Source organism: Streptomyces spiramyceticus, from assembly GCF_028807635.1.
GTDB lineage: Bacteria > Actinomycetota > Actinomycetes > Streptomycetales > Streptomycetaceae > Streptomyces > Streptomyces spiramyceticus.
This window is the reverse complement of the sequence record NZ_JARBAX010000001.1, coordinates 4,264,937-4,284,650: the sequence shown is the minus strand read 5'-3', so window position 1 is coordinate 4,284,650 and position 19,714 is coordinate 4,264,937. Positions and strand designations below refer to the sequence as shown.

Here is a 19,714-nt window from a genome sequence, read left to right as displayed (position 1 = left end):
GGAAGCACCTCGTGCGTAAGTTCAAGCTCCAGGTCCAAATGAGCGTCGACGGCTACATGGCCGGCCCGAACGGCGAGATGGACTGGCTGACGTTCCCGTGGTCGGACGACATCAACGCCTACATCGACGCACTCACCGAACCGGTCGACTGCATCGTGCTGGGACGCAAGCTCGCCGAGGGGTTCATCCCGGCCTGGGCGGCCGGTCCCGAGGGCGAGGACCAGGCGTCGATCGACAAGATGAACAACACGCCCAAGGTCGTCATCTCCAACACCCTCACCGAGTCGCCCTGGGAGAACGCCGTCGTCGCCGGCGGCGACCTCGCCGAGACCGTGAACAAGCTCAAGGCCGAGCCGGGCGGGGACATGATCGCCTACGGAGGCGGCACGCTCGTATCTAGTCTGATCGCCAAGGGCCTGCTCGACGAACTCCACCTGTTCGTCAACCCGACCGCGATCGGCGCCGGAATGCCCGTGTTCGCCAACCTCGACACCTACCAGCAGCTCCAGCTCGTCACTGCTCGACCGTTCGACTGCGGGATCACCGGTCTGCACTTCGAACCGAAGCGCTCCTGATCGCTTGTCCTTGAGCCGCAGCAGCAGCTCGCGCCGCTGCTGGCGCGGCATCCGCAGCGCCGCCGCGATCACGTCCCAGAAGAGTTCGGCCGGCCTCTTTTCGCGTGCCAGCAGCAAAATGCACACCGTACGGACGCTACTTAATCCTCTTGATCCCCGTCCCCGTACGCCACTTCCACGTCTTGTGCCAGGCGCGGGTCGAAGTAGGTGACGCGCCACGCCGCCCCGAGCTCTCGCGCCAGCTCGCGCGCCAAATGCGCGCCGCGCTCGGCGAACGCCGCCTCGGCCTGCGGGTCGGGGAATCCGGAGGACGCCGGGTCCTCGCGGTTCAGCGTGGCGTCGTACGCGTCGCCCCAGCTGTCCAGGTCCGCCGCGAGGCGCGGGGTGACGGGCAGTTCGGCGGGGGCGATGTTGTCCCGCACGCCGTCGCTGCCGCGGACCCAGACCGGGTGGCAGTCGTAGTCCGCGGCGAGCCGCACCTCGGTGCTCACGCCTTCACCTTCATTCATCTTCACCTTCACGTTGACGTTGACGTTGACCGACCTATCCGACGCTCTTGGGGTTGGCGCCCACGACGAAGCCATTGTTTCCGACGGTCACCGCCACCCTCCGCTTCTTGCCCTTGAACTCGACCTCGTAGATGGGCCGCCCGTCGCCCTTCCCCTGCGTGCCGACCTTCTTGCCCTTGGTCGCGGCTTCCATCACCAGGTCGGGAATGTCTTCGCGGGCAATTCCGCTCCGCTCGAAGTCATCGGCGTGCTCTTCGATGATGTGCTTGAGGCCGGCCCGCGAGTTGCCCTCCTCAAGGAAGACGATCTTGCCGTCGGCATTGCGCTCGGCCCTGATCACCTTCTCGGGGTCGAATTTGACACCCTGCTCGTTCATTTCGTCGAGGAGTTCCTGGTCCACACAGTCGTTGTTGTGGACGAGCGCATTCTGGCTGCCGATGCCGACGTAATAGGTGTGGATTCCGGCGACGGTGAGGTCGTACGTCGTCTGCCGCCGGGTGTGCTGCGCAACCGCCGTGACAGGCAGGCCCGCGCCCTCGGGCGTACGGAGCTTCGCGCCGGGGCGGATGTCGCCCGCGTCGGCCCAGCGTGCGCCTTGCCGCGCGCTGCCGGTCAGCCAGAACGGGTGGGTGTCGGTCGCCGTGATGGCGCGGAGGCCGGCGGGCGTCCTGATGGTGAGGCGGGTGAAGTCCTTGTCGTCGTAGGTGGTGATGGTGTTCGTGACGCGGCGCGTGGTCGTCAGGCCGCTCGTCGGGTCGGTGACGGTGACGCGGTCGCCGATGCGTACGGCCTCGATGGGGATGCGCGTGCCGTTGCCGAGGAGGACGGGGGTGCCGGGCAGGAAGCTGTGGGAGGCGGCACAGGTGATAGGCCGCTTGTCAGGCTTGTCCGGCTTCTTCTCGTCGAGCTTGCGCTTGGCGGCGTCGAGCTTGTCCTGCGCGGCCTTGACGCGCTTGCGGTTCTTGACCATGCCGGTGAGGCCGTCGTACAGGTCCCCGCCGTGCTTCTTGAGTTTCCGTACGAGCTCAACGGCCTTCTTCCACTTCCACGGCGCACCGTATTTCGCCGCGAGCTTGCCGACGGCGCCGCCGATGAGGCTGGTCAGTACGTTGATCAGGGTTTCCGTACAGGCTCCGGCGTCGCCCTTGGTGACGCAGTCGACCGCATCGGTGATGCCGAGCTCCTCGGCCAGGATCTTGCCGAGCTCCTTTGCGGCCTGCTTGGCCTTCTCGGTGTCGCTCTGTTCGGCGTTCTTGGCGTCCTGGAGCTCTTTGAGCGCCTTTTCGTACGCGAGCTGCTCGGCCGACTTGCTCCCGTCGCCGTCGCTGTCGCCATCGCCATCACCGTCCGACACAGGCTGCTTCCCCGTATCGTCCACGGCCTGCGGATTGCCGTCATCGCTCCCGCCACCTCCTCCGCAGTCGCCGCCGCCAGTCACCCGGCAAACGGCCGCGCCCAGCTGCTGCGAGACGGTCTCCCCGAGCCCGGTCGCCACGAGCGCCGCGACGATGGCCGCGACGACCAGCACCAGGCCCGCGTACTCCAGGGTCGTCTGCCCCGACTGCGACTTGCGCAGCCCCAACAGCCGGGCGTCCGTGCGCGGTTGGCGCCTGCGGGACCGGGACCGGGACCGACCGAAGAGGAAAGGCATGCCGCGACCGTACGGAGCACGTCACTGACGGGCATGGGCCCACGGACCCAACCCCGGGCTCAAATCGGCCCGCCGCGCACCGACGGCTAGGGCAGTTTGGCGACCTGAGCGGTCGCGATTTCCGCAGGAATCTCGGGGGTCTCGGAGTCGAGGAAGTTGGCGGTGTAGAGGATGACGACCGTCGATCCGGTGCGTACGAGCTGGAAGACGAGCGGCACCTTCGTCCCCTCGAAGGAACCGGTGACCTGATACGCGAGCGCTTCCTGCCCCGCCTTCGGCGCGGTCAGCTCCTTGACCTCGGTGTAGGTGGAAGCATCGTCGCCCGTCGTGGTCCTGAAGCCGCCCGCGCACGCACCGATGGCGTCCTTCACGCCGCGCAGAACGCGTACGGCGGCGCCCTTGGGATACGAGGTGAGGATCTCGGTGACGACGGTCTGGCCGTCCGTACCCCCCTCGGACTGGTCCGTGAGGGTGCGTTGGACGGTGGCGGTGGGCGCGGGCTCGGGCGCACCGTTGATGACGGCGGCCAGCGCCTGACACTCCGGCTGCTCGGCCCGCTCCTTACCGGTTTCCTCGCCGCCCTCCAGCGGTGCGGCGACAAAGTCCGGTACGTCACCGCTCACGAGGGCAACCTTCTTCAACTCACCTTCGCTGAGCGTCTTTCCGGTACTGCTGACGGGCCGATTCGCCACCGTGGGCGAGGCGCCGGGCTTCTTGTCAGCGACGTCGGCCTTCCCGGCATCCGCACCGTCAGCTCCGCACGCCGAGGTGAGACAGACAACCACCACCGCCATCACCGCCGCAGCCATTGCCCGTACTGAACGTGCCTTCACGACTCACCGCTCCCGTGCGTGCGACTCGACCACTGACCGCACGCACGGTAACAACGATGTGCCCGTACGTCGTGGGCCCGGAGACCCAATTGACCGAGGTTATCCACAGGGGTCGCGGAGGTCATAGGCCGACTGCGACGCTCATTCCATGACACGTGCAACGGGGGAAGAAGCAACGGACGGACTGGTCTCGCTGTCCGCGCTGGCCGGCAGCCGACAGCACGGCATCCTGCTGACCAAGCAGGCAGTGGCGCTGGGGTGGCCGGTTCGCCGCTTCAACAGACGTCTGCGGAGCGAGGGCTGGACGCAGATTCATCGCGGGGCCTGGGCTGAGCCCGGACTTGAGGTCGACCACACAGTGCGGCTGCGCGCGATCCAATTGGCCCGCCCCGAACTGGTTGCCAGCCACCGGACGGCCGCGTGGCTGCACACCATTGAACTCCCCTGGGAAACCGACCAAGCCCGAAATGTGGAGGCGGGCCTGAAGCTCGATTTCATCACTCCGACCACCACGACCACGTACCCAGGAGCCTCCCGGTCGACGGGCCGCACGCGCCGGGCACCAGCGCTAGCCGCGGGGGACACAGGAACACTCGCCGGCATCCGCGTCACCACGGTCAACCGCGCCCTTGCGGACCTGCTGCGCGCAGGCCCCCGGGACTCGGCACTGGTCGCGGTCGATTCTGCGATCTCCATCCGTCCGCTCCAGGTCAACATGACCGTAAAGCGCCCCGCCCTCACGCATACCGCCGCCGTAGCCGCCGCCTTGGAGTCCGGCCCTCGACGAGGCCTACGCACGGCACGCGCCTGGCTCGCTCTCGCCGACCGGAAGAGCGGCTCACCGCCCGAGACCCTCGCCCGCCTGCGCATACATGACGCCGGACTGCACCCCGAGTCACAGGTCGGAGTCAGACCGCCGGGAGGCCGACGGCGCTCGGTCGACTTCCTGTTCCGGGCGGAGGGCCTCGCAGTGGAGATCGAGGGCTACACGTACCACGGCACCCGAGCAGCCCACCAACGCGACGTCGCCCGCTTCAACGAACTCGCTGGCTGCGCACCAATCCGCAGGATCCTGCGCTTCACTGCGGTAGATGTCTACCGCCGACCAGCCTCAATGATCGCCGAGATCCACAAGGCACTGACGTCGCTGGCTGGCGGGTGAAACACGGCAGTTGCCATGAAACGAGGAGACGGCATGGATTCAGCGGCGCTGAGACAGGTGGATGCTCTGTGGGTGGCTGCCCGTTCCATCGAAGTATCCCCTCGGCGGCCTGAGGGAAGCGAACGGTCAGTCATGGTGGGAGGCGTCAATGAGATCGCCGAGTTGGCGGGCCTTTTGGAGGTCGAACTGGAAGCCGCTCCCTTCACCTGCATGTGCTTGGGAGACGTCAGCTTCATGGTCCGAGGCGAACTGGGCGCGGTACTAGGTGTACTGACACATCACTTGGGCGGTGGTTTGGACTGGCACCGATGGGATGGCGAGCTCCCGCTTCTGCGCTCTGAAGAACTGACCGAATGGCTGATCAGGCATGGCGTGGTCGACCTCGTGGTCCCACGACCGTGAGGACCGTCAGAACGCGTGAGATACGACCACCCAGAGCGGTTTGCTGAAGCGGCAACAAGGCTCGCAACGGCCGCGCCGTCCCCCGCATGATTGCGGCACCGATCTCGGCGCACGGGGACACGGATGCGTACCGGATGGTCGACCTGGTGGAGGACAACGCCGCGGTGGTGCACGCCCTGGGCGAACAGTCCGCGTTGATCGTCGGCCACGACTGGGGATCGACGATCGCCGCCAACTCCGCCCTGGTCCTGCTGGACGTCTTCCGTGCGGTGGGGCTGCTCAGTGTCCCCTACGCCCCGCGCGGCGGACCGAGGCCCAGCAAGGCCTTCGCGCAGATGGGTGGGGAAGAGGAGTTCTACGTCTCCTACTTCCAGGAGCCCGGCCGGGCTGAGGCCGAGATCGAACCCGACGTGCGCGGCTGGCTCGCCCCAGGAAGGGCGAACAACAACCCGGCTACGGCCGGGGGCGGGGCTGGCCCAGCCAGGGGCGTTGGTTGCTTCTGGTATGGGGCCGCCCTTTTCGGGAGTTTGGCGGTTCCGGGCCGGCTGTAAAGGGCGCTCCCTGCGGTCGCGTCGCTGCGCGATGACCCTACGGGCCACCCTTGACACCCACCCCTCCACCGCTAGTTCTTCACGGGGGGCGGCCCCCGGGGCGGGGCCCCGGAACAGCTGTGTTCGCTGCTCGACTCTCGCTGCCGGGCGGCGGCCCGGTGAGTGGGACGCACCAGTTGAACGGGGCGACCCGGCCCGGCTCAGCGCCCACCCCGCCCAGTGATCGGCTGAGACTCATGCCCCGTAACTGGACTGGGTGGGCGGAGCGCACCAGGCTGAGGGACTGGCAGAGACCGGTTCGGCGGGCTGCGGCTTAGTGGGCGGTGCGCACCAGGTCCGGGGAGTGTCAAGACCCGGCTCGACGGGTGGTGACTTGATGAGTGGTACGCCCCAGGCCGGGGAGTGTCGAGGCCCGGTTCGCGGGTGGCGGCTTGGGGATGGTGCGCCTTACCGGCGAGCGATGCGCTGGGTTCAGCGGGCGGCTGGCCGGTGGGCCGGTGGGCAGTGGCGCACCAGGCCGGGGAGGGTCCGGGGAGGGTCCGGGGAGGGTCCGGGGAGGGTCCGGGGAGGGTGACGTCCGCTCGTGGGCGGCGGCTAGGGGGTGCGCGCCGTCCTCGGTCGGGCAATGCCGCTAGGTCGGCACGCGTCAGGCCGATGAGCAGTGACGACTGCCCGGCAGGCGGCGGCTTGCGCGATGGTGCGCGCAGCAGCTCAGCAAGTGACCCCGCCGGTTTAGCGAACGGGCGGGCCAGCATCCACCCACCGGCTGTACGCAGAGAGCCTCATGAGACTGAGGAGGCTGGGGGGACTTCCGAAAGCGTCTTGTGTGTGGAACAGGACACCGCAAGACCCGGTACCGGCTCTGACGGTGTCTTCTTCCGCACACAAGGGGTCGCGCAGAACCGTTTTCAACCTGCCGGGGGGCGTCTGTCCGCTCAAAGCCTGATCCATCGCTGCTTAAAGCCGCGCCCGCCGAATCGGCAGGACCGCCCGGCCCGCCGTGCCCACCACCCACCCGGCCAACACCACCAGCCGCTGGGCCGCCGCCCATCGAGCGCGCCATCATCCGCCTGGTCACCACCCGTCGAGCCACCACCCGTCGAGCCGGGCTCGCACCGCCCGCGCCTGGTGCTCACCTCCCACCAAGCCGACACCATCACCCGCCAGGCCGCCGCCCGCCGAACCGAGCTCCGCCTCTCCCCGAACCTGGGGCGCACCACCCAGTCAGCCCGACAACGGGGCATGCGTCTCAGCCGACCACCGGACGGGGTGGGCGCCGAACTCAGCGGCGTCACCCCATTCAAGTGGTGCGCCCCACCCGCCAGTCACGACAACTCGCCAGTCGGCCGACCGGTCCAGCCGAGCACCGGCGTGGGTGCGGCTGTGGCGGTGGAAGTGTGGTGTCGCACCAACAGACGGGGGTGGGCGCCGAGATCTGCGGGGCCGCCCCAAGACGTGGTGCGTGCAGCCATCCACGGACCCGCCGCCCGGCAACGGCGAACATCCGCGATCCCAGCATCCCCGTGGGCCCGCCCCCGGGGGCCGCCCCCCTTAAAGAATGCGGCGGAGGAGCGGCGGTCAAGGGTGGAGCGCAGCGACATCGCCGCAGGCGACGCGACGAAGGAGCGCCCTTTACCGGCGGGCCTCCGGCGCCACACTTACGAAAAGGCGGCCCCCACGGCAGAAGCAACCAGCGCCCCGGGCCCGGCACGCCCCTGCCCTGGGGCGAGCTGGCCATGCCGGACCGGTCGGCCTCCCTCGCCCCGCCTCGCCCCGCCTCGCCCCCGCCCCTCAGGCGGACTTCTTTTCGTCGGGGTGGTCGCGGGGCACCAGTGTGGGGACGACGTTGTTGAGCACCGTGTCGTGGTCGACCACTACGCGGGCGACGTCGTCGCGGCTCGGCACCTCGTACATCACGTTGAGCAGGACCTCTTCCAGAATGGCGCGGACCGCTCGCGCGCCGGTGCGACGCAGCAGGGCTTGGTCCGCGATCGCACCGATCGCGTCGTCGGTGACTCCAGTTGCACGCCGTCGATTTGGAAGAGCTTCTGGTACTGCTTGATCAGTGAGTTGCGGGGCTCGACGAGGATCCGCATCAGTGCCGCCCGGTCCAGTGGCTGAACGGTGGACACCACCGGGAGCCGGCCGACGAGCTCCGGGATCAGGCCGAACTTGAGAAGGTCCTCCGGCATGACCTCGGCCAGGGCATCCGCATCCCGCTCGTCGTCCTCGGTACGGATTGCCGCGCCGAAGCCGATGCTCTTGCGGCTGGCCCGCTGTTCGATGATCTGCTCCAGGCCGGAGAAGGCACCACCCACGATGAACAGCACGTTCGTCGTGTCGAGCTGGATGAACTCCTGCTGCGGGTGCTTGCGGCCGCCCTGCGGTGCGACCGAGGCCGTCGTGCCTTCGAGAATCTTGAGGAGCGCCTGCTGTACGCCCTCGCCGGAGACGTCTCGCGTGATCGAGGGGTTCTCGCTCCTGCGTGCGACCTTGTCGATCTCGTCGATGTAGATGATCCCGGTCTCAGCCTTCTTGACGTCGTAGTCGGCGGCCTGGACCAGTTTCAGAAGGATGTTCTCCACGTCCTCGCCGACATACCCCGCCTCCGTCAGCGCCGTCGCGTCGGCGATCGCGAACGGCACGTCGAGCATCCGGGCGAGCGTCTGGACGAGGTACGTCTTGCCGCAGCCGGTCGGACCCAGCAGCAGGATGTTGGACTTGCCCAGCTCCACGACCGGCTCGTCCCGGGTGGTGGTGGCCGGCTGGATGCGTTTGTAGTGGTTGTAGACGGCCACCGCGAGCGTCTTCTTGGCGGCGTCCTGCCCCACGACGTACTGCCCGAGGAACTCGAAGATCTCGCGTGGTGTCGGCAGGTCCAGCGGCCCGTCCTCGGTGGAGGAGGAAGCGGTGTCGTTGCGGTCTTCCATGATGAGCTCGGTGCAGAGCCGGACGCATTCGTCGCAGATGCAGAGCGGGCTCGGGCCCGCGATCAGTTTGTTGACCTGCTTCTGGGTCTTCGCGCAGAACGTGCACTTGAGCACTCGGAAACGTCTCCTCACCAGTGGTTCGCGTCATTGGAATGTCCAGAACATATGACGTCACCATCTGAACGCCGACGGTATCTTGAAGCCGGTACGACAGCAACGCACGGCAGCGCGACAGACGAGTGAGGACCATGGGCCGGCTCAGCAGGGCGGAGCTGCAGCAGCGCAACCGTGCCAGGGTGCTGGCCGCCGCCAGGGACGAGTTCGCCGAGCGCGGCTTCCGGGACGCCAAGGTGGACGGCATCGCCGGGCGTGCGGGGCTGACCCGTGGCGCGGTGTACTCCAACTTCCCCGGCAAAAGGGCCCTCTACTTCGCGGTACTGGCCGACCTCGCCGAGCACGCGCCCGCACCCACCCCTTCGCATACGGAGCCTGCGCCTGAGCGAAGTCCTACCCCCCGCGACGCACTGGGCGCGCTCGCCCGCGCATGGGTCGCCCGGCTGCCGCTCACCGAGACCGGCGTCGCCCACGAGCCGCACGGAGCCGCGCGGCTCGGCATGCATGTGATGCCCGAGATCCTCGCCGAGGAGCGGATCCAGAGACCCTTCGCGCAGCTGATGAAGCTGGACGCGATCCTGCTCGGCCTGGCCCTGGAGCGCCTCGCTCCGAAGGGCCTGCACCCGCCCGCCACGCCGCCCAGCACGCCACCTGGCCGCCCCCGCCAAGTACGCGTAGCCGAAGCCGCCCTCACCACCCTCTACGGTGCCGGTCAGCTCTCCGCCGCCGCCCCCGGCTTCGTCGACCCCTTCAACGTAATCAGCGCCTGCGAGCAGCTGGCGGACCTCGACCTCGGCGACGTATGGCCCCCGCCCCACCTCCCCTACATCCCGCAGGCCCGCCCGGCCGACGCCCCGTGGTCCCCGCCGCCCGCGTTCGACGCGGTACGCGGCGAGCCCGCGCGGCTCACGGACGACGGCGTTGTGGCAGTCCTCGGGCTGCACCGGCTCGAAGCCGCCGAAGAAGCGGTACGGGCCGCACGGCCCGGGGCGCGGGTGACCGCCGTCCTGGTCACCGGCGACCCGGACGAGCTGACGCCGCTGGCACGGCTCGTCGTGGCCGACCTCGCGAACTGCCTGCGCCAGGCGTTCCCGCCGTCGGCATGGCCGCGCCTGCAAGTCGTGTACGACGAGACGGGCACCCTCGCCGCAGCGGCCGGCGTGCCTGCGGTCAGCGACGGGACGGAGGCTGCCGTACGTATCGAGGCAGCCCGTATCGTCGCCCGCGCGGACGGCCGGGGCGCGTGCCATGCGGCGGCGGCATCGTCCGCAGTGGCCGATGCTGCGGCCGATCAGGTCCCGCGGGACGTACGGGACTGAGGCACTCTGTCCCGCACCCCCAGGAGGTCCGGGGCTGGGCCCATCAGGTGGCACGCCGTTGACCTCCTGCATGACGCGGGGCTCCACGGACACAATTACGCCATCGATGCCGTGGTGGCTGCGACCTCGTTGGAGTTCACACCGCCGCGCATTCTCGTCACGCGTCCGATGCCATGCCATGCCGATGACATGAGATCAGAGGGGGTGAAGTCCGCCCGCCTCAGCGGAAGTTACTCCGCGACAACAGCCGCATCGCGATCACGACAGGCCTGCCCCGGCCGACCCGCAAGCGAAAGGACCACCGCACATGACCGCCCCCACCGCTGTAATTCCCGCCCAGGCAGCACCCCGCCTGGCCGACTACACTGTCATTGACGTACGTACCGCCGGCGAATACGCCGCAGGCCACGTCCCCGGCGCCCACAACATCCCCCTGGACCACGTCCGCACCGCCCTGCCCGCCCTCAAGGCCGCAGCCGCCCGCGGCGACCTGCTCATCGTCTGCGCCTCGGGCAACCGCTCCGCCACCGCCTGCCAAGAGCTGGCCGCTGCCGGCATCGCCGCCGCAACCCTCACCGGCGGCACCACCGCCTGGGCCGAGCAGGGGCACGCCCTGCACCGCCCCGACGGCGCAACCGCGGTCTGGGCCATGGAACGCCAGGTCCGACTCGCCGCCGGTTGACTCGTGGTCCTCGGCCTCGCCGTCGGCGCCCGCTACCGGCCCGCCCGCTGGCTCTCCGCCGCCATCGGTGCCGGCCTCGTCTTCTCCGCCGCCACCAACACCTGCGGCATGGCCGCAGTCCTCGCCAAGCTCCCCCACAACCGGCCCCGCCCCGCCGACCTCGACGCAACCCTCACGGCCCTGCAGCAAGAGGAGCAATAGGAGCAAGGCCAAGGGGTAGCGGGGCGCGAGGCCCGGTCGGCCTCGCGCGTCACCCGTCCTGGTCGCCCTCGCACGCGGGCCTGCCGAAATAGTCCGGCTCGCGTTCGGTCTCGCCGATCCAGAGTTGAGGAGCCCCCGCCCGCAGCTCAGGGACCCTGCTCAGCGCGTACGGCCACGCGTCAGCAGGTACGGCCGCATGTCAGCGCGTACGGCCACGCGTGCGCTCCCGATGGCCCTTGACGTCGGGCAGGCCGAGATGGCCGCGCTCGCGTTCGGACTCGCCGAGCCACAGGTGGGGGACGTACTGCTGGATCGCCGCCACCAGGGGCTCTCGAAAACCGCCGTTGGCGACAAGGCGGTAGCGCAGTCGCGGCAGGTCGGGGCGCAGGGGCTCCTCGTCGCGCACCATGGCCCACAGGACCGGGTGATCGCGGTCGATGGGACCGTTGGGGAACAGCTCGACGGAGTAGTGCTTCACGGGGCGGCTTCCCGTCCTGCTCCAGTGCAGGCCGACCCCGGCGAGGGTGACCCAGGGGATGACCTTCTGGCCTCCGGGGTTGCTGATCCACAGGCCCGTCTCGTCGACACACAGGAAGGTGTGCCGGGACTTCCAGGTGGACGTCAGGAAGGCGACGCCGACGAAGGCGATCAGCAGCCCGATGATGACGCCCGCAATCCCACCGGGGTTGGGTTCCTTCCCGGTCAGACCAGCCATGGCCGCAACCCCGCCGAGCGCGGCGAATGCGCCGACCACGGTGCAGCCGACTCCGACCGGAACCTGGGTCCGGGCAGCGCTCCGGCCCATGCGTATGAGTGTGGCGGTGGGGGCGGGACCGTGCGCGTAGGGACTTGTCATGGTCAGGGAGTCTAGAGAGACCCTCCAGCCGTACGGCAGAGGGCCGGGCCTAGGCTCCATCCCATGACTGCACGGGACGCGGAAACGCCGGACACTGACGATCTGCGGGGTCGATTTCAGCAGCAGGCGCGGTCAGGCCTCGCGGACGACCGGGCGCGGAAGGCGCGGGGGGCGCGCATCGCGTTGGCCGCGTTCTCGACGCTGGCGTCGGTTGTCCCTCTGACAGTCGTCGCAGTGGGTCTCAACGCCGGTGTGGGTATGGGCATTTGGGTCGCTGTCTGCGCCCTTGCCACAGTCGCCGGCGTCGGAGCGGCGACCCTGGCCCTGCGCGGACGTACGCGCTGGGGCTTCGCCGTGTTCTTTGTCGCGTTCCAGCTCGCAGCGCTCGGGGACCTCCTCAGTAAGCGCCTCCTCCAGTAACCGCCCCCTCCATTGAGGCAGGGTGAGGCAGGGGGAGGCACGGTTCCGTCAGGCCGTAGCTCAGCGCGCAAAGCCGCCGGTGCGCTCGTCGGGATCCACCGGGACCGCCAGCAGCTGCGGACGTTTCGCCGTGCGGCCGTCGCCGGAGGACCGGCCGCGTACGCGCCGGGCGAGCCAGGGGCCCAGGTACGCGGCCAGCCAGCGGAGTTCGGCGTTCGCGGCGCGCAGGCCGGTCGGGGCTGCGGGGCCCTGGGGCAGAGCGCGCGTCCAGGTGTCGTCGCTGCCGGGGAGCTGTACGGCGTGGGCCGCGGCGGCGGCGAAGCGTTCGTGGCCGAGGGAGCTGAGGTGCAGCCGGTCCTCGCTCCAGATGCGCGGGTCGGTGGCGAAGGCGTGCTGTGCGGTTTCGACGACCGTCACTCCGTGGCGGGCGGCAGCGGCGCGGATGCGCGAGTTGAGTTCGTACACGCGTGGGCGCAGGGGACGGGCGAGCGGCACGACCTTCCCGATGTCGGGGAAGGTGACCGTCGCGACGTGCGCCCCGGTCGCGCCGATAGCGGCGAACATCGCCTCCAGGTGACCGACCACCTCGGCGGCGTCGAACTTGGGCCGCATCAGGTCGTTGACCCCGGCGACGACGGTGGCGAGGTCGGGGCGCAGGGCGAGGGCGGGTACGAGTTGCTCGGCGTGGACCTGCCGGGCGAGGCGGCCCCGTACGGCCAGATTGGCGTACTGGAGGCGGGGATCGACGGCCGCGAGGTGCTCGGCGAGGCGGTCGGCCCAGCCGCGCAGGCCGGTGGTGTCGTCGCCGTCGCCGAGGCCTTCGGTCTGGCTGTCGCCGAGGGCGACGTAACGGATGAAGGTGCGTTCAGCGTTCGGCACGGGTCGTCCGCCTTTCGCGCAGGACGGCGGCGATGCGCAGGGCCCAGTCGCGGGTTTCCTGTTCGAGGGAGAGGCCGCGCAGACAGGTCAGGTACGGTCCGACTCGCTCGCCACTGCGCAGGAACTCCTCTTCGTCGAGCTCGCCGCGCATCTTGCGGAGCAGCTTGCCGAAGAGCTCGATCTTGGCTTCGGCGATGGATGCGCGCTCTTCGAGCTGTTCGATCACCGGGCCGGTGTCGGCGAAGGAGTCGGTTGCCTGGACCTTGACGAGCAGGTCGTCGCGGATGAACGACGGCTTCGAAGGGGCGGCGGCGAAGGCTTCCAGCTCGGCGAGGCCGGCGTCGGTGACGTGGAACAGCCGCTTGTTGGGGCGCGACTCCTGGACCACCTCTCGGCCGCTGACCAGCCCTTCTTTCTCCAGCTTGGCCAGCTCGGCGTACAGCTGCTGGGGCAGGGCATGCCAGAAGTTCGCTACGCCGACGTCGAACGCCTTGGCGAGCTGGTACCCGCTGCACTCACTGCGCTTGTCGTCTCCGTCGCCGACCAGCAGTGCTGCCAGTACGGCATGTCGCAAGGCCATCGGATCCCCGTTCCTGTGTTCCGTCTTCCATTTCTGCGTCGACCCCTGCATCATCTTACTCAAGAAAGTGACTAGTCAGATTCTTGAGTATAGGAAGTTTGGGGTGAGGTTCATGGAGAAGACCGTCGAACGCTTCCGCACCGCGATCGAGAAGGGTGATCTCGCGGCGCTGGAGGGCCTGTTCACGCCGGACATCCGCCTCTACAGCCCGGTGAAGTTCACGCCCTTCGAGGGCAGGCCGATGGTGATGGGGCTCTTCGGCGTACTGCTGCGCACCTTCGAGGATTTCCGGTACGTCGGGGAGTTCGACGGCACGGCCGAGACGAGTGCGGACGGCACGGCGAGCCCGTCCGCCGTGCTGCTCTTCAGGACCGTGGTGGACGGCAAGGCGATCCACGGCATCGACCTGCTGCACTTCGACGAGGCGGGCCTGATCAGGGAGTTCACGGTGATGGTGCGCCCGCAGTCAGCGGTTCACGCCCTGGGGGCGGCGGTACTGGCGGGCCTCGTCGCCGACGGCCTGGTTCCCGCCCCGGCCGCAGCCCAGTAGCGGTCAGACCCGGACCAGACTCAGGCTCCGGTAACGCCGTCGACGCGTTCGCGCAGCAGGTCCGCGTGGCCGATGTGGCGGGCGTACTCCGCGATCATGTGGATGTAGACGAGGCGCAGCGAGTACACCTCGCCGCCGTGCGTAAAGGTGTCGTCGAGCGACGCCCCTGCGGCAGCCGCGTCCGCCAGGCGGCACTCCTCGACAAGGCGGGCGTAGTCGTCGCAGGCCTTCGCCGACTCCAGGACCTCGAAGTCGGCGTCCTTCCCCTGCGTCGGCTCGTACATCGGATCGAGCGCCTCACCGGCGAACCGCTGGCGGAACCAGGTGCGTTCGACCTTCGCCATGTGGCGCAGGATCCCGAGCAGGGTGAGGTTGGACGGCGGTACGGATGCGACGGCGAGCTGTTCGCCCGTAAGGCCGGCGCACTTTTGCAGCAGTGTGCTGCGGTACCAGCCGAGGAACCCTTCGAGCATGACGCGCTCGTTCGCTGCGAGGGGGCCGTCGGTGCGGATTGCGTCGGGTGCGGTCCAAGTCATCGGCCGATCATGCCGGTTGGGGGCGCGTGAGCGCGAGGGTATACGCGTATGGCCGGTCCGCGACGCCGCGTCGATTGCGCTGCGGACCGGCCATGATGATGCCGTTCACGGCGATCAACGGGGCAGTACGACCCATGACTTGGTACCGCTGTGCGGCGGGCGCGCCTCGCCGACGCCCCAGTCACCACCCCAGTCCTCAACCACCGCAGCGAGCAGCCAGAGGGAACGTCGCCGCCGTTCCTCGCAGAGGGATACCGCGACGGGGCTGGCGTGATGCGGGTGCTGGTCCCAGACGACCAGGCGGAGTGCGTTGTCGCGGTGGCGGAGGGAGAGGTAGAGGTCCTCCTCGGGCGTCAACTTCGTTGCGGTCAACACGAGTTCGGTGGCGGCGACTGTCGCGGGCAGGCCGTAGCGGTCGAGGCTGTGGGCGTGTAGTGCGGACGTCATCGCGTTACGGACGATGGCGGCGCTGCGGGGTACGCACGGCACGGTGAGGCTGAGCGCGAGCCCGTCGTCGGGGCGGCGGCGCCGCAGGTACGGGCCGGTCCGGGGCTCGGCGCTGACGGGGCAGAGCGCGGTGCGGATGTGCGGAGGCATGGTCGGCGTCGACTCCCTTGGTGGGGGCGGGTGGCTCACGCGGTGGTACGGGACCGGTGATGAGTGGTGGCCTGTCTCCCTGACGCGGGACCGCCCCTCCCAGGGCAGGAGGTTGCGGGCAGGACCGCGCGATGCACTTCGACTCAACTCATTTGCGTGAGCGGTGCATTACTCACTGTAGGGCGCGACGGGACACATTGGCCACCCAATCGGGAATTTTGAGCCCCTGCGTGTCCCGACATCGCAGCCGCACGGCAGACTGCACGGGTACGCAAAAGGAAAGGGAGTGTCATGGCTGCGAGAGTCTCCCCGACAGAACGCCAGAAGCGCCTGGGAGCCGAGGTGCGGAAGATGCGTACGTCAGCGGGAATGTCCGCCGAAGTCGCGGCCGGGCTGCTCGGCGTCGACCGCTCCAAGATCTCGAACATTGAGCAGGGGATTCGCGCGATCAGCGAGGAGCGGCTGCGCACCCTCGCTTGCAATTGCGACTGTGCGGACGAGAAGTACATCGATGCTCTGGTCGAGATGACGGGGCCGCAGAAGCGAGGCTGGTGGGAGCGGTACCGCGGCTCGCTTCCGTCCGGCCTGCTGGACATCGCCGAGTTGGAGGCCAACGCCTCGCGTATGCGGTCGGCTCATTCCGTCCACATCCCCGGGATACTCCAGACCAGCGATCACGCCCTGGCTGTCTTCCGTGTGGTGGTTCCACCCCTGCCAGAGCACGAAGTCGCCCTGCGTTTGGCGCACCGAGTGGAGCGCCAACAAGTCCTGGAGGGCAACTTCTCTCCCGAGTACGTCGGCGTCATACACGAGGCAGCCCTGCGCATGCAGTTCGGCGGCCCGGTCGTCGCACGCGCCCAGCTTGAGCACCTGCTCGCGCTGTCCGAGCGGGAACACATCAGCCTGCTGGTCATCCCATTCCAGGCCGGAGCCTTCCCTGGTGCTGGGCAGACGGTCAACTACGCCGAAGGGCCGGTCGCGCAACTGGACACCGTCCAGATCGACAGCGCACACGGTCCCGATTTCCTCTACGGCGAGGCCCAGTTGGCGAAGTACCGTGCGCATCTGGACTGGATGGAGCGGATCGCGCTGTCACCTGAGGCGTCGCGGGACTTCATCCACGACATCGCACGTCACATCTGAGGAGGATCTCCATGCCGGACATCACGTGGGAAGAGCCGTTCTGCGGCGAGGGAGCCAGCTGCTTCCGTCTCGGCACCGACGGGCAAGGCAACGGCTACATCGCCATCCTCGGCAAGGAGGACCGCTACCTCACCGACAGCCAAGACGCTCTGCGCAACATGATCCGGGACATCAAGGCAGGCAAGACCGACCACCTGCTCTGACCTCACCCCCCAACCTGCTAGGGCTTGTCGCGGCGGCACCCCGGCTACTCCTCGTCGTCTTCGTCGTCCTCGGAGCCCAGCACGTCGGAGAGGTGCTGGTCGATAGGGTTGCCCAGCTCGCCTTCGGTGCAAAACAGTCCGTGGACGGCGCGCATCGGATAACACCGCGCCCCGGCCTACCCGATGAGGCCGAGCCAGTAGCGGTACACCGAGGCGAAGGGTTCGACGCCATCACCATCGCGACAGCCCGCCTCCATCAACCACTCGCAGGTCTGCCGGGCCTTGCCGATGACGCTGTCGGGGTAGCCGTAGCGCACTCGGTGTTCGGCGAACTCGTCCTCGTCCTCGATACGGGCCCCGCCGCCACGAGGCCGCACGACATCGAGATCGAGGTCCACCGTGCGCAGGACGGTCCCGTCCGCGTTCCACTCGGGCACCGTGCACACGTCGCAGTACATCTCGGGGCCTGGGTCCGCACAGAACGTGGCCGTCCACCATTGACCACGCGGGACCAACATCACGTACGCGAACCGGCTTGTCCAGCCGCCCGTGGCCGAACCGATGGGGACACCCTGCGCCGTGCCCAACCACACGCCATACTCGTCCTCACCGAGCCGGTCAGCGGTCCACTGCGCGCTCAGGCTGCCGTCGTACTTCCGCATGTCGACCAGCACGGAGGCGCTCTCTGTGGTCATGCCAAGACGCTAACCCGACAGCGCCAACCAAGAACCCAGCCTGCGCCTCACAGCGCCCCGGGATGCAGAGCCTCCAGACGCCGGCGTCGGCCCCACCCTCGCCCGCCTCGCCGCATGCATCAGCTAACAACGACCAAGAGCTCTATTCTGATCGCGCCCGGCCGGTCCGGGTCGGCACCCGAGTCCCGTCGGCACCCGACAGTGCATTTGCCACATACTTTGCTACTCTCGCCTCATGGACACTCCCGTGCAGTACGGCCCGGACGAGGGACCCGCCCAGAAGGTCAGCGTTTCCATGCCGGCCGGCCGGATCGCGGCCGTGAAGGCACGCGTCGGATCCCGTGGCTTCTCGGCCTACATCAGCGCGGCCGTCGAACGGCAGATACAGCGCGACCTGCTGGAAGAGCTGCTACAGGCCAAGGAGGCGGAGATCGGCCCGCCCTCCCCGGACGTCCAGGAATGGGCCGCAGAAATGTTCCGGGAAGCGGAAGCATTGTCCGCACAGGAACACGCGGAGCCTATGCCGGAGGGGGACACCGAGTGGGACGCGGAGCAGGCCAGCTGAGTCACGGCATTGTTCTCCTCGACTCCGAGGGGCTCAGCAAGTTCATAGACAGCGATCCGCGGGTTACCGGGCTCATTCGCGCCGCTCAGTCCAAGGACGCCTTGGTCGCCGTCAGCAATCTGACTCTGATCGAAGCCTGGCATTCGAAGATCCGCATGGACCGGCTCCGGTGGCACGTATCCCGCCTGGAGGTGCTGCCTGTCACGGAGGCGATCACGTGGCAGGCCATCGACCTGCTCCGCAACGCGAACCTCCACGGACACAAGTACGCCATCGACTCCGTCGTGGCAGCCACAGCGCTGGGGTACACAGGTCCACGGATTGTCGTCACCTCGGACGTGGACGACATCAACAAGCTCTGCGGCGATCGAGTACGAGCCGTCGGCGTCTGAGGGCAACACGAAGGCCGCCGCGCTCTCGGCCGACCTGACGCCGGCCGGGCCCGGCGGCCCAAGCACCCACTCACGCCGATATCGCCCCTACGTCTGGCTGCTCGGGCTGGCGTCGGGCGCGTCGCCGCGCGGGAACGAGACCTCCACTCGCCGGTTCTTCTTGCGGCCTTCTTCCGAGTCGTTGTCGGCGATCGGATAGTCCTCGCTGTAGCCGCGGATCTCGAAGGTGACGTTGGAGTCGAGAGACTTGTTCAGCTCCTGCTGGACAGCGTCCGCGCGCTTCTTGGAAAGCACCTTGCCGTGTTCGTACGAGCCGAGGTCGTCGGTGAAGCCGAAGACACGGATCTTGGTTGCCTTCTGGGCGGTGATCTCGTCGGCGATGGCCTTGATACGGGAGGCGGCCTCGGAGTTCAGCTTCGCGCTGTCCTTGCCGAAGAGGACTTCGGCCTGGAGGGCGAACTTGACGTCGGAGTTGGTGTCTTCGCGACGTTCTTCGCCGCCCAGGTCTTCTACTACGGACTTGATGTCGAGTACGCGGGCAGGGGCGAGGGTTGAACCGTCGCCCAGCTTGAGCCCAGGTGAATTGCCATCGACCGTTGGCGGTGGCGACGACGTCGTGCTGCCCGGGGGCGCGCTTGGGTCGGGATCGGCGTGGGCATTCGTGGCACTGAAGCCGGTGACCAGGAGTGCTGCGGTGAGTGTTGCCGAAGCGAGGCAGGCGACACGGCTCGGCGAGAAAGTGAAGGACATGGCGTCACTCGCCATCGGAGATCTCGATGGCTGCCACAGGCATGTCAGCGATCTGGAAGTCTACCTTTGTAGTGCCGGCAGGCGGGGCGGGGAACTGAGCGAACCAAGTCTTTTCCTCGTTGTCCTTGAAGGCCCCGGAGAATTGGGTGCACAGACAACGTCCGTCGGTATCCCGAAGGATGAGGTACTTCTTCTTGCCCACCCTGTCCACGAGCGACGCGCCCGCCATCGAACTGCCGTTATTGGAAAGCTCCTTCTCGTCTCCCCGCCACGAGTTCGGAACCCAATTGCCGCCCTTTCCGTTCTTCAGCTTTCCATTGACAGTAAGGAAGCCACCTTGGTCGCGTACGGCAGAAGTAATGGTGAGGGTGGTGTTGTCGTCACCACCCGTTACTTCAGCCAGGATGGTGTCGGCTGCTGGAGGCTGAGATTCACCGCCCTTCGGCTCCTCCTCGCCCCCCTTACCCTTGTCGGGCGAAGTCGAAGAAGAGCCCGCATCGGGCTTGTCGCCCTCGCCTCCACCGCAACCGGCCACCGTGAGGACCAAGCCAGTCGTGATCGCCACCGCGGTCAGTGCCCTTCGGGCCTTCATGGTGTGCCGCATGCTCATCAGTAACCG

At 68.3% G+C, this 19,714-nt stretch carries 21 protein-coding genes and 3 pseudogenes; 12 read left to right on the top strand and 12 right to left on the bottom strand.

Annotated elements, in window-relative coordinates:
- Positions 1-11: 11 nt before the first annotated feature.
- On the top strand, positions 12-575 hold the full coding sequence (locus PXH83_RS19810; RefSeq protein WP_274561710.1) for a dihydrofolate reductase family protein: 564 nt from the start codon (positions 12-14) through the stop codon (positions 573-575).
- Between the two features lie 140 nt (positions 576-715).
- Here PXH83_RS19810 and PXH83_RS19805 read toward each other — a convergent pair whose 3' ends face one another.
- The 3 genes from PXH83_RS19805 to PXH83_RS19795 form a co-directional block, all read right to left on the bottom strand.
- Positions 716-1,066 carry a hypothetical protein gene (locus tag PXH83_RS19805; RefSeq protein ID WP_274561709.1) on the bottom strand — a complete coding sequence of 117 codons (351 nt, stop codon included), beginning with the start codon at positions 1,064-1,066 and terminating at the stop codon, positions 716-718.
- 52 nt (positions 1,067-1,118) lie between these two features.
- Positions 1,119-2,735, bottom strand: a complete 1,617-nt coding sequence (locus tag PXH83_RS19800; protein ID WP_274561708.1) for a Hint domain-containing protein — start codon at positions 2,733-2,735, stop codon at positions 1,119-1,121.
- Between the two features lie 86 nt (positions 2,736-2,821).
- A complete protein-coding gene (locus PXH83_RS19795) occupies positions 2,822-3,568 on the bottom strand; it encodes a hypothetical protein (protein ID WP_274561707.1) in 747 nt (248 codons plus the stop codon).
- A gap of 148 nt (positions 3,569-3,716) precedes the next feature.
- Here PXH83_RS19795 and PXH83_RS19790 point away from each other — a divergent pair, with 148 nt between their 5' ends.
- The 3 genes and pseudogenes from PXH83_RS19790 to PXH83_RS19780 form a co-directional block, all read left to right on the top strand.
- Positions 3,717-4,730 (top strand): endonuclease domain-containing protein, encoded by a 1,014-nt coding sequence (locus PXH83_RS19790; RefSeq protein ID WP_274561706.1) that lies wholly within the window; start codon positions 3,717-3,719, stop codon positions 4,728-4,730.
- Positions 4,731-4,763: 33 nt separating this feature from the next.
- Entirely contained in the window at positions 4,764-5,132 is a 369-nt protein-coding gene (locus PXH83_RS19785) for a hypothetical protein (RefSeq protein WP_274561705.1), read from the top strand.
- A gap of 119 nt (positions 5,133-5,251) precedes the next feature.
- Positions 5,252-5,560: pseudogene (locus PXH83_RS19780) on the top strand (alpha/beta fold hydrolase); the annotation flags it as partial.
- Positions 5,561-7,474: 1,914 nt separating this feature from the next.
- Here PXH83_RS19780 and clpX read toward each other — a convergent pair.
- Positions 7,475-8,748, bottom strand: a pseudogene (clpX, locus tag PXH83_RS19775) (ATP-dependent Clp protease ATP-binding subunit ClpX).
- A 113-nt stretch (positions 8,749-8,861) separates the two neighbouring features.
- Between clpX and PXH83_RS19770 the strand changes: the two are divergent.
- Together PXH83_RS19770 and PXH83_RS19760 are read left to right on the top strand one after the other, a co-directional pair.
- Complete coding sequence (locus PXH83_RS19770) at positions 8,862-10,046, top strand: TetR/AcrR family transcriptional regulator (RefSeq protein ID WP_274561704.1); 1,185 nt, start codon at positions 8,862-8,864, stop codon at positions 10,044-10,046.
- Positions 10,047-10,353: 307 nt separating this feature from the next.
- Positions 10,354-10,929: pseudogene (locus PXH83_RS19760) on the top strand (rhodanese-like domain-containing protein).
- Between the two features lie 199 nt (positions 10,930-11,128).
- On the opposite strand, the gene PXH83_RS19755 reads toward PXH83_RS19760, so the two are convergent.
- Positions 11,129-11,785, bottom strand: a complete 657-nt coding sequence (locus tag PXH83_RS19755) for a hypothetical protein (RefSeq protein ID WP_274561703.1) — start codon at positions 11,783-11,785, stop codon at positions 11,129-11,131.
- Between the two features lie 63 nt (positions 11,786-11,848).
- Between PXH83_RS19755 and PXH83_RS19750 the strand changes: the two genes are divergently transcribed.
- Positions 11,849-12,205, top strand: coding sequence for a hypothetical protein (locus PXH83_RS19750; protein ID WP_274561702.1), 357 nt, complete (start codon positions 11,849-11,851; stop codon positions 12,203-12,205).
- A gap of 60 nt (positions 12,206-12,265) precedes the next feature.
- Here the strand turns inward: PXH83_RS19750 and PXH83_RS19745 are convergent, their stop codons facing one another.
- Both PXH83_RS19745 and PXH83_RS19740 read right to left on the bottom strand, forming a co-directional pair.
- Entirely contained in the window at positions 12,266-13,084 is an 819-nt protein-coding gene (locus PXH83_RS19745; RefSeq protein WP_274561701.1) for an SGNH/GDSL hydrolase family protein, read from the bottom strand.
- Positions 13,071-13,664 carry a PadR family transcriptional regulator gene (locus PXH83_RS19740; RefSeq protein WP_274561700.1) on the bottom strand — a complete coding sequence of 198 codons (594 nt, stop codon included), beginning with the start codon at positions 13,662-13,664 and terminating at the stop codon, positions 13,071-13,073. The genes PXH83_RS19745 and PXH83_RS19740 overlap by 14 nt, the downstream gene beginning before the upstream one ends.
- Positions 13,665-13,776: 112 nt before the next feature.
- On the opposite strand from PXH83_RS19740, the gene PXH83_RS19735 reads away from it, so the two are divergent.
- The gene (locus tag PXH83_RS19735) at positions 13,777-14,214 is read left to right on the top strand and encodes a nuclear transport factor 2 family protein (protein ID WP_274561699.1); all 438 of its coding nucleotides are present in this window, start codon (positions 13,777-13,779) and stop codon (positions 14,212-14,214) included.
- A 20-nt stretch (positions 14,215-14,234) separates the two neighbouring features.
- Here PXH83_RS19735 and PXH83_RS19730 read toward each other — a convergent pair whose 3' ends face one another.
- Together PXH83_RS19730 and PXH83_RS19725 are read right to left on the bottom strand one after the other, a co-directional pair.
- On the bottom strand, positions 14,235-14,750 hold the full coding sequence (locus PXH83_RS19730; protein WP_274561698.1) for a DinB family protein: 516 nt from the start codon (positions 14,748-14,750) through the stop codon (positions 14,235-14,237).
- Between the two features lie 114 nt (positions 14,751-14,864).
- The gene (locus tag PXH83_RS19725) at positions 14,865-15,347 is read right to left on the bottom strand and encodes an ATP-binding protein (RefSeq protein WP_274561697.1); all 483 of its coding nucleotides are present in this window, start codon (positions 15,345-15,347) and stop codon (positions 14,865-14,867) included.
- A 291-nt stretch (positions 15,348-15,638) separates the two neighbouring features.
- Here PXH83_RS19725 and PXH83_RS19720 point away from each other — a divergent pair, with 291 nt between their 5' ends.
- Together PXH83_RS19720 and PXH83_RS19715 are read left to right on the top strand one after the other, a co-directional pair.
- Positions 15,639-16,490: a helix-turn-helix domain-containing protein gene (locus PXH83_RS19720; protein ID WP_274561696.1), complete on the top strand. Its 852-nt coding sequence runs from the start codon at positions 15,639-15,641 to the stop codon at positions 16,488-16,490.
- Positions 16,491-16,501: 11 nt separating this feature from the next.
- Positions 16,502-16,693, top strand: a complete 192-nt coding sequence (locus PXH83_RS19715) for a hypothetical protein (protein WP_274561695.1) — start codon at positions 16,502-16,504, stop codon at positions 16,691-16,693.
- 176 nt (positions 16,694-16,869) lie between these two features.
- Here PXH83_RS19715 and PXH83_RS19710 read toward each other — a convergent pair whose 3' ends face one another.
- Positions 16,870-17,388 carry a ribonuclease FAU-1 family protein gene (locus PXH83_RS19710; RefSeq protein ID WP_274561694.1) on the bottom strand — a complete coding sequence of 173 codons (519 nt, stop codon included), beginning with the start codon at positions 17,386-17,388 and terminating at the stop codon, positions 16,870-16,872.
- Positions 17,389-17,623: 235 nt separating this feature from the next.
- On the opposite strand from PXH83_RS19710, the gene PXH83_RS19705 reads away from it, so the two are divergent.
- Both PXH83_RS19705 and PXH83_RS19700 read left to right on the top strand, forming a co-directional pair.
- Complete coding sequence (locus PXH83_RS19705; RefSeq protein ID WP_274561693.1) at positions 17,624-17,953, top strand: hypothetical protein; 330 nt, start codon at positions 17,624-17,626, stop codon at positions 17,951-17,953.
- Positions 17,929-18,345, top strand: a complete 417-nt coding sequence (locus PXH83_RS19700) for a PIN domain-containing protein (protein WP_274561692.1) — start codon at positions 17,929-17,931, stop codon at positions 18,343-18,345. The genes PXH83_RS19705 and PXH83_RS19700 overlap by 25 nt, the downstream gene beginning before the upstream one ends.
- A gap of 87 nt (positions 18,346-18,432) precedes the next feature.
- Here PXH83_RS19700 and PXH83_RS19695 read toward each other — a convergent pair whose 3' ends face one another.
- On the bottom strand, positions 18,433-19,095 hold the full coding sequence (locus PXH83_RS19695) for an OmpA family protein (protein WP_274561691.1): 663 nt from the start codon (positions 19,093-19,095) through the stop codon (positions 18,433-18,435).
- Positions 19,096-19,099: 4 nt separating this feature from the next.
- Positions 19,100-19,705 carry a hypothetical protein gene (locus tag PXH83_RS19690; protein WP_274561690.1) on the bottom strand — a complete coding sequence of 202 codons (606 nt, stop codon included), beginning with the start codon at positions 19,703-19,705 and terminating at the stop codon, positions 19,100-19,102.
- Positions 19,706-19,714 lie beyond the last annotated feature (9 nt).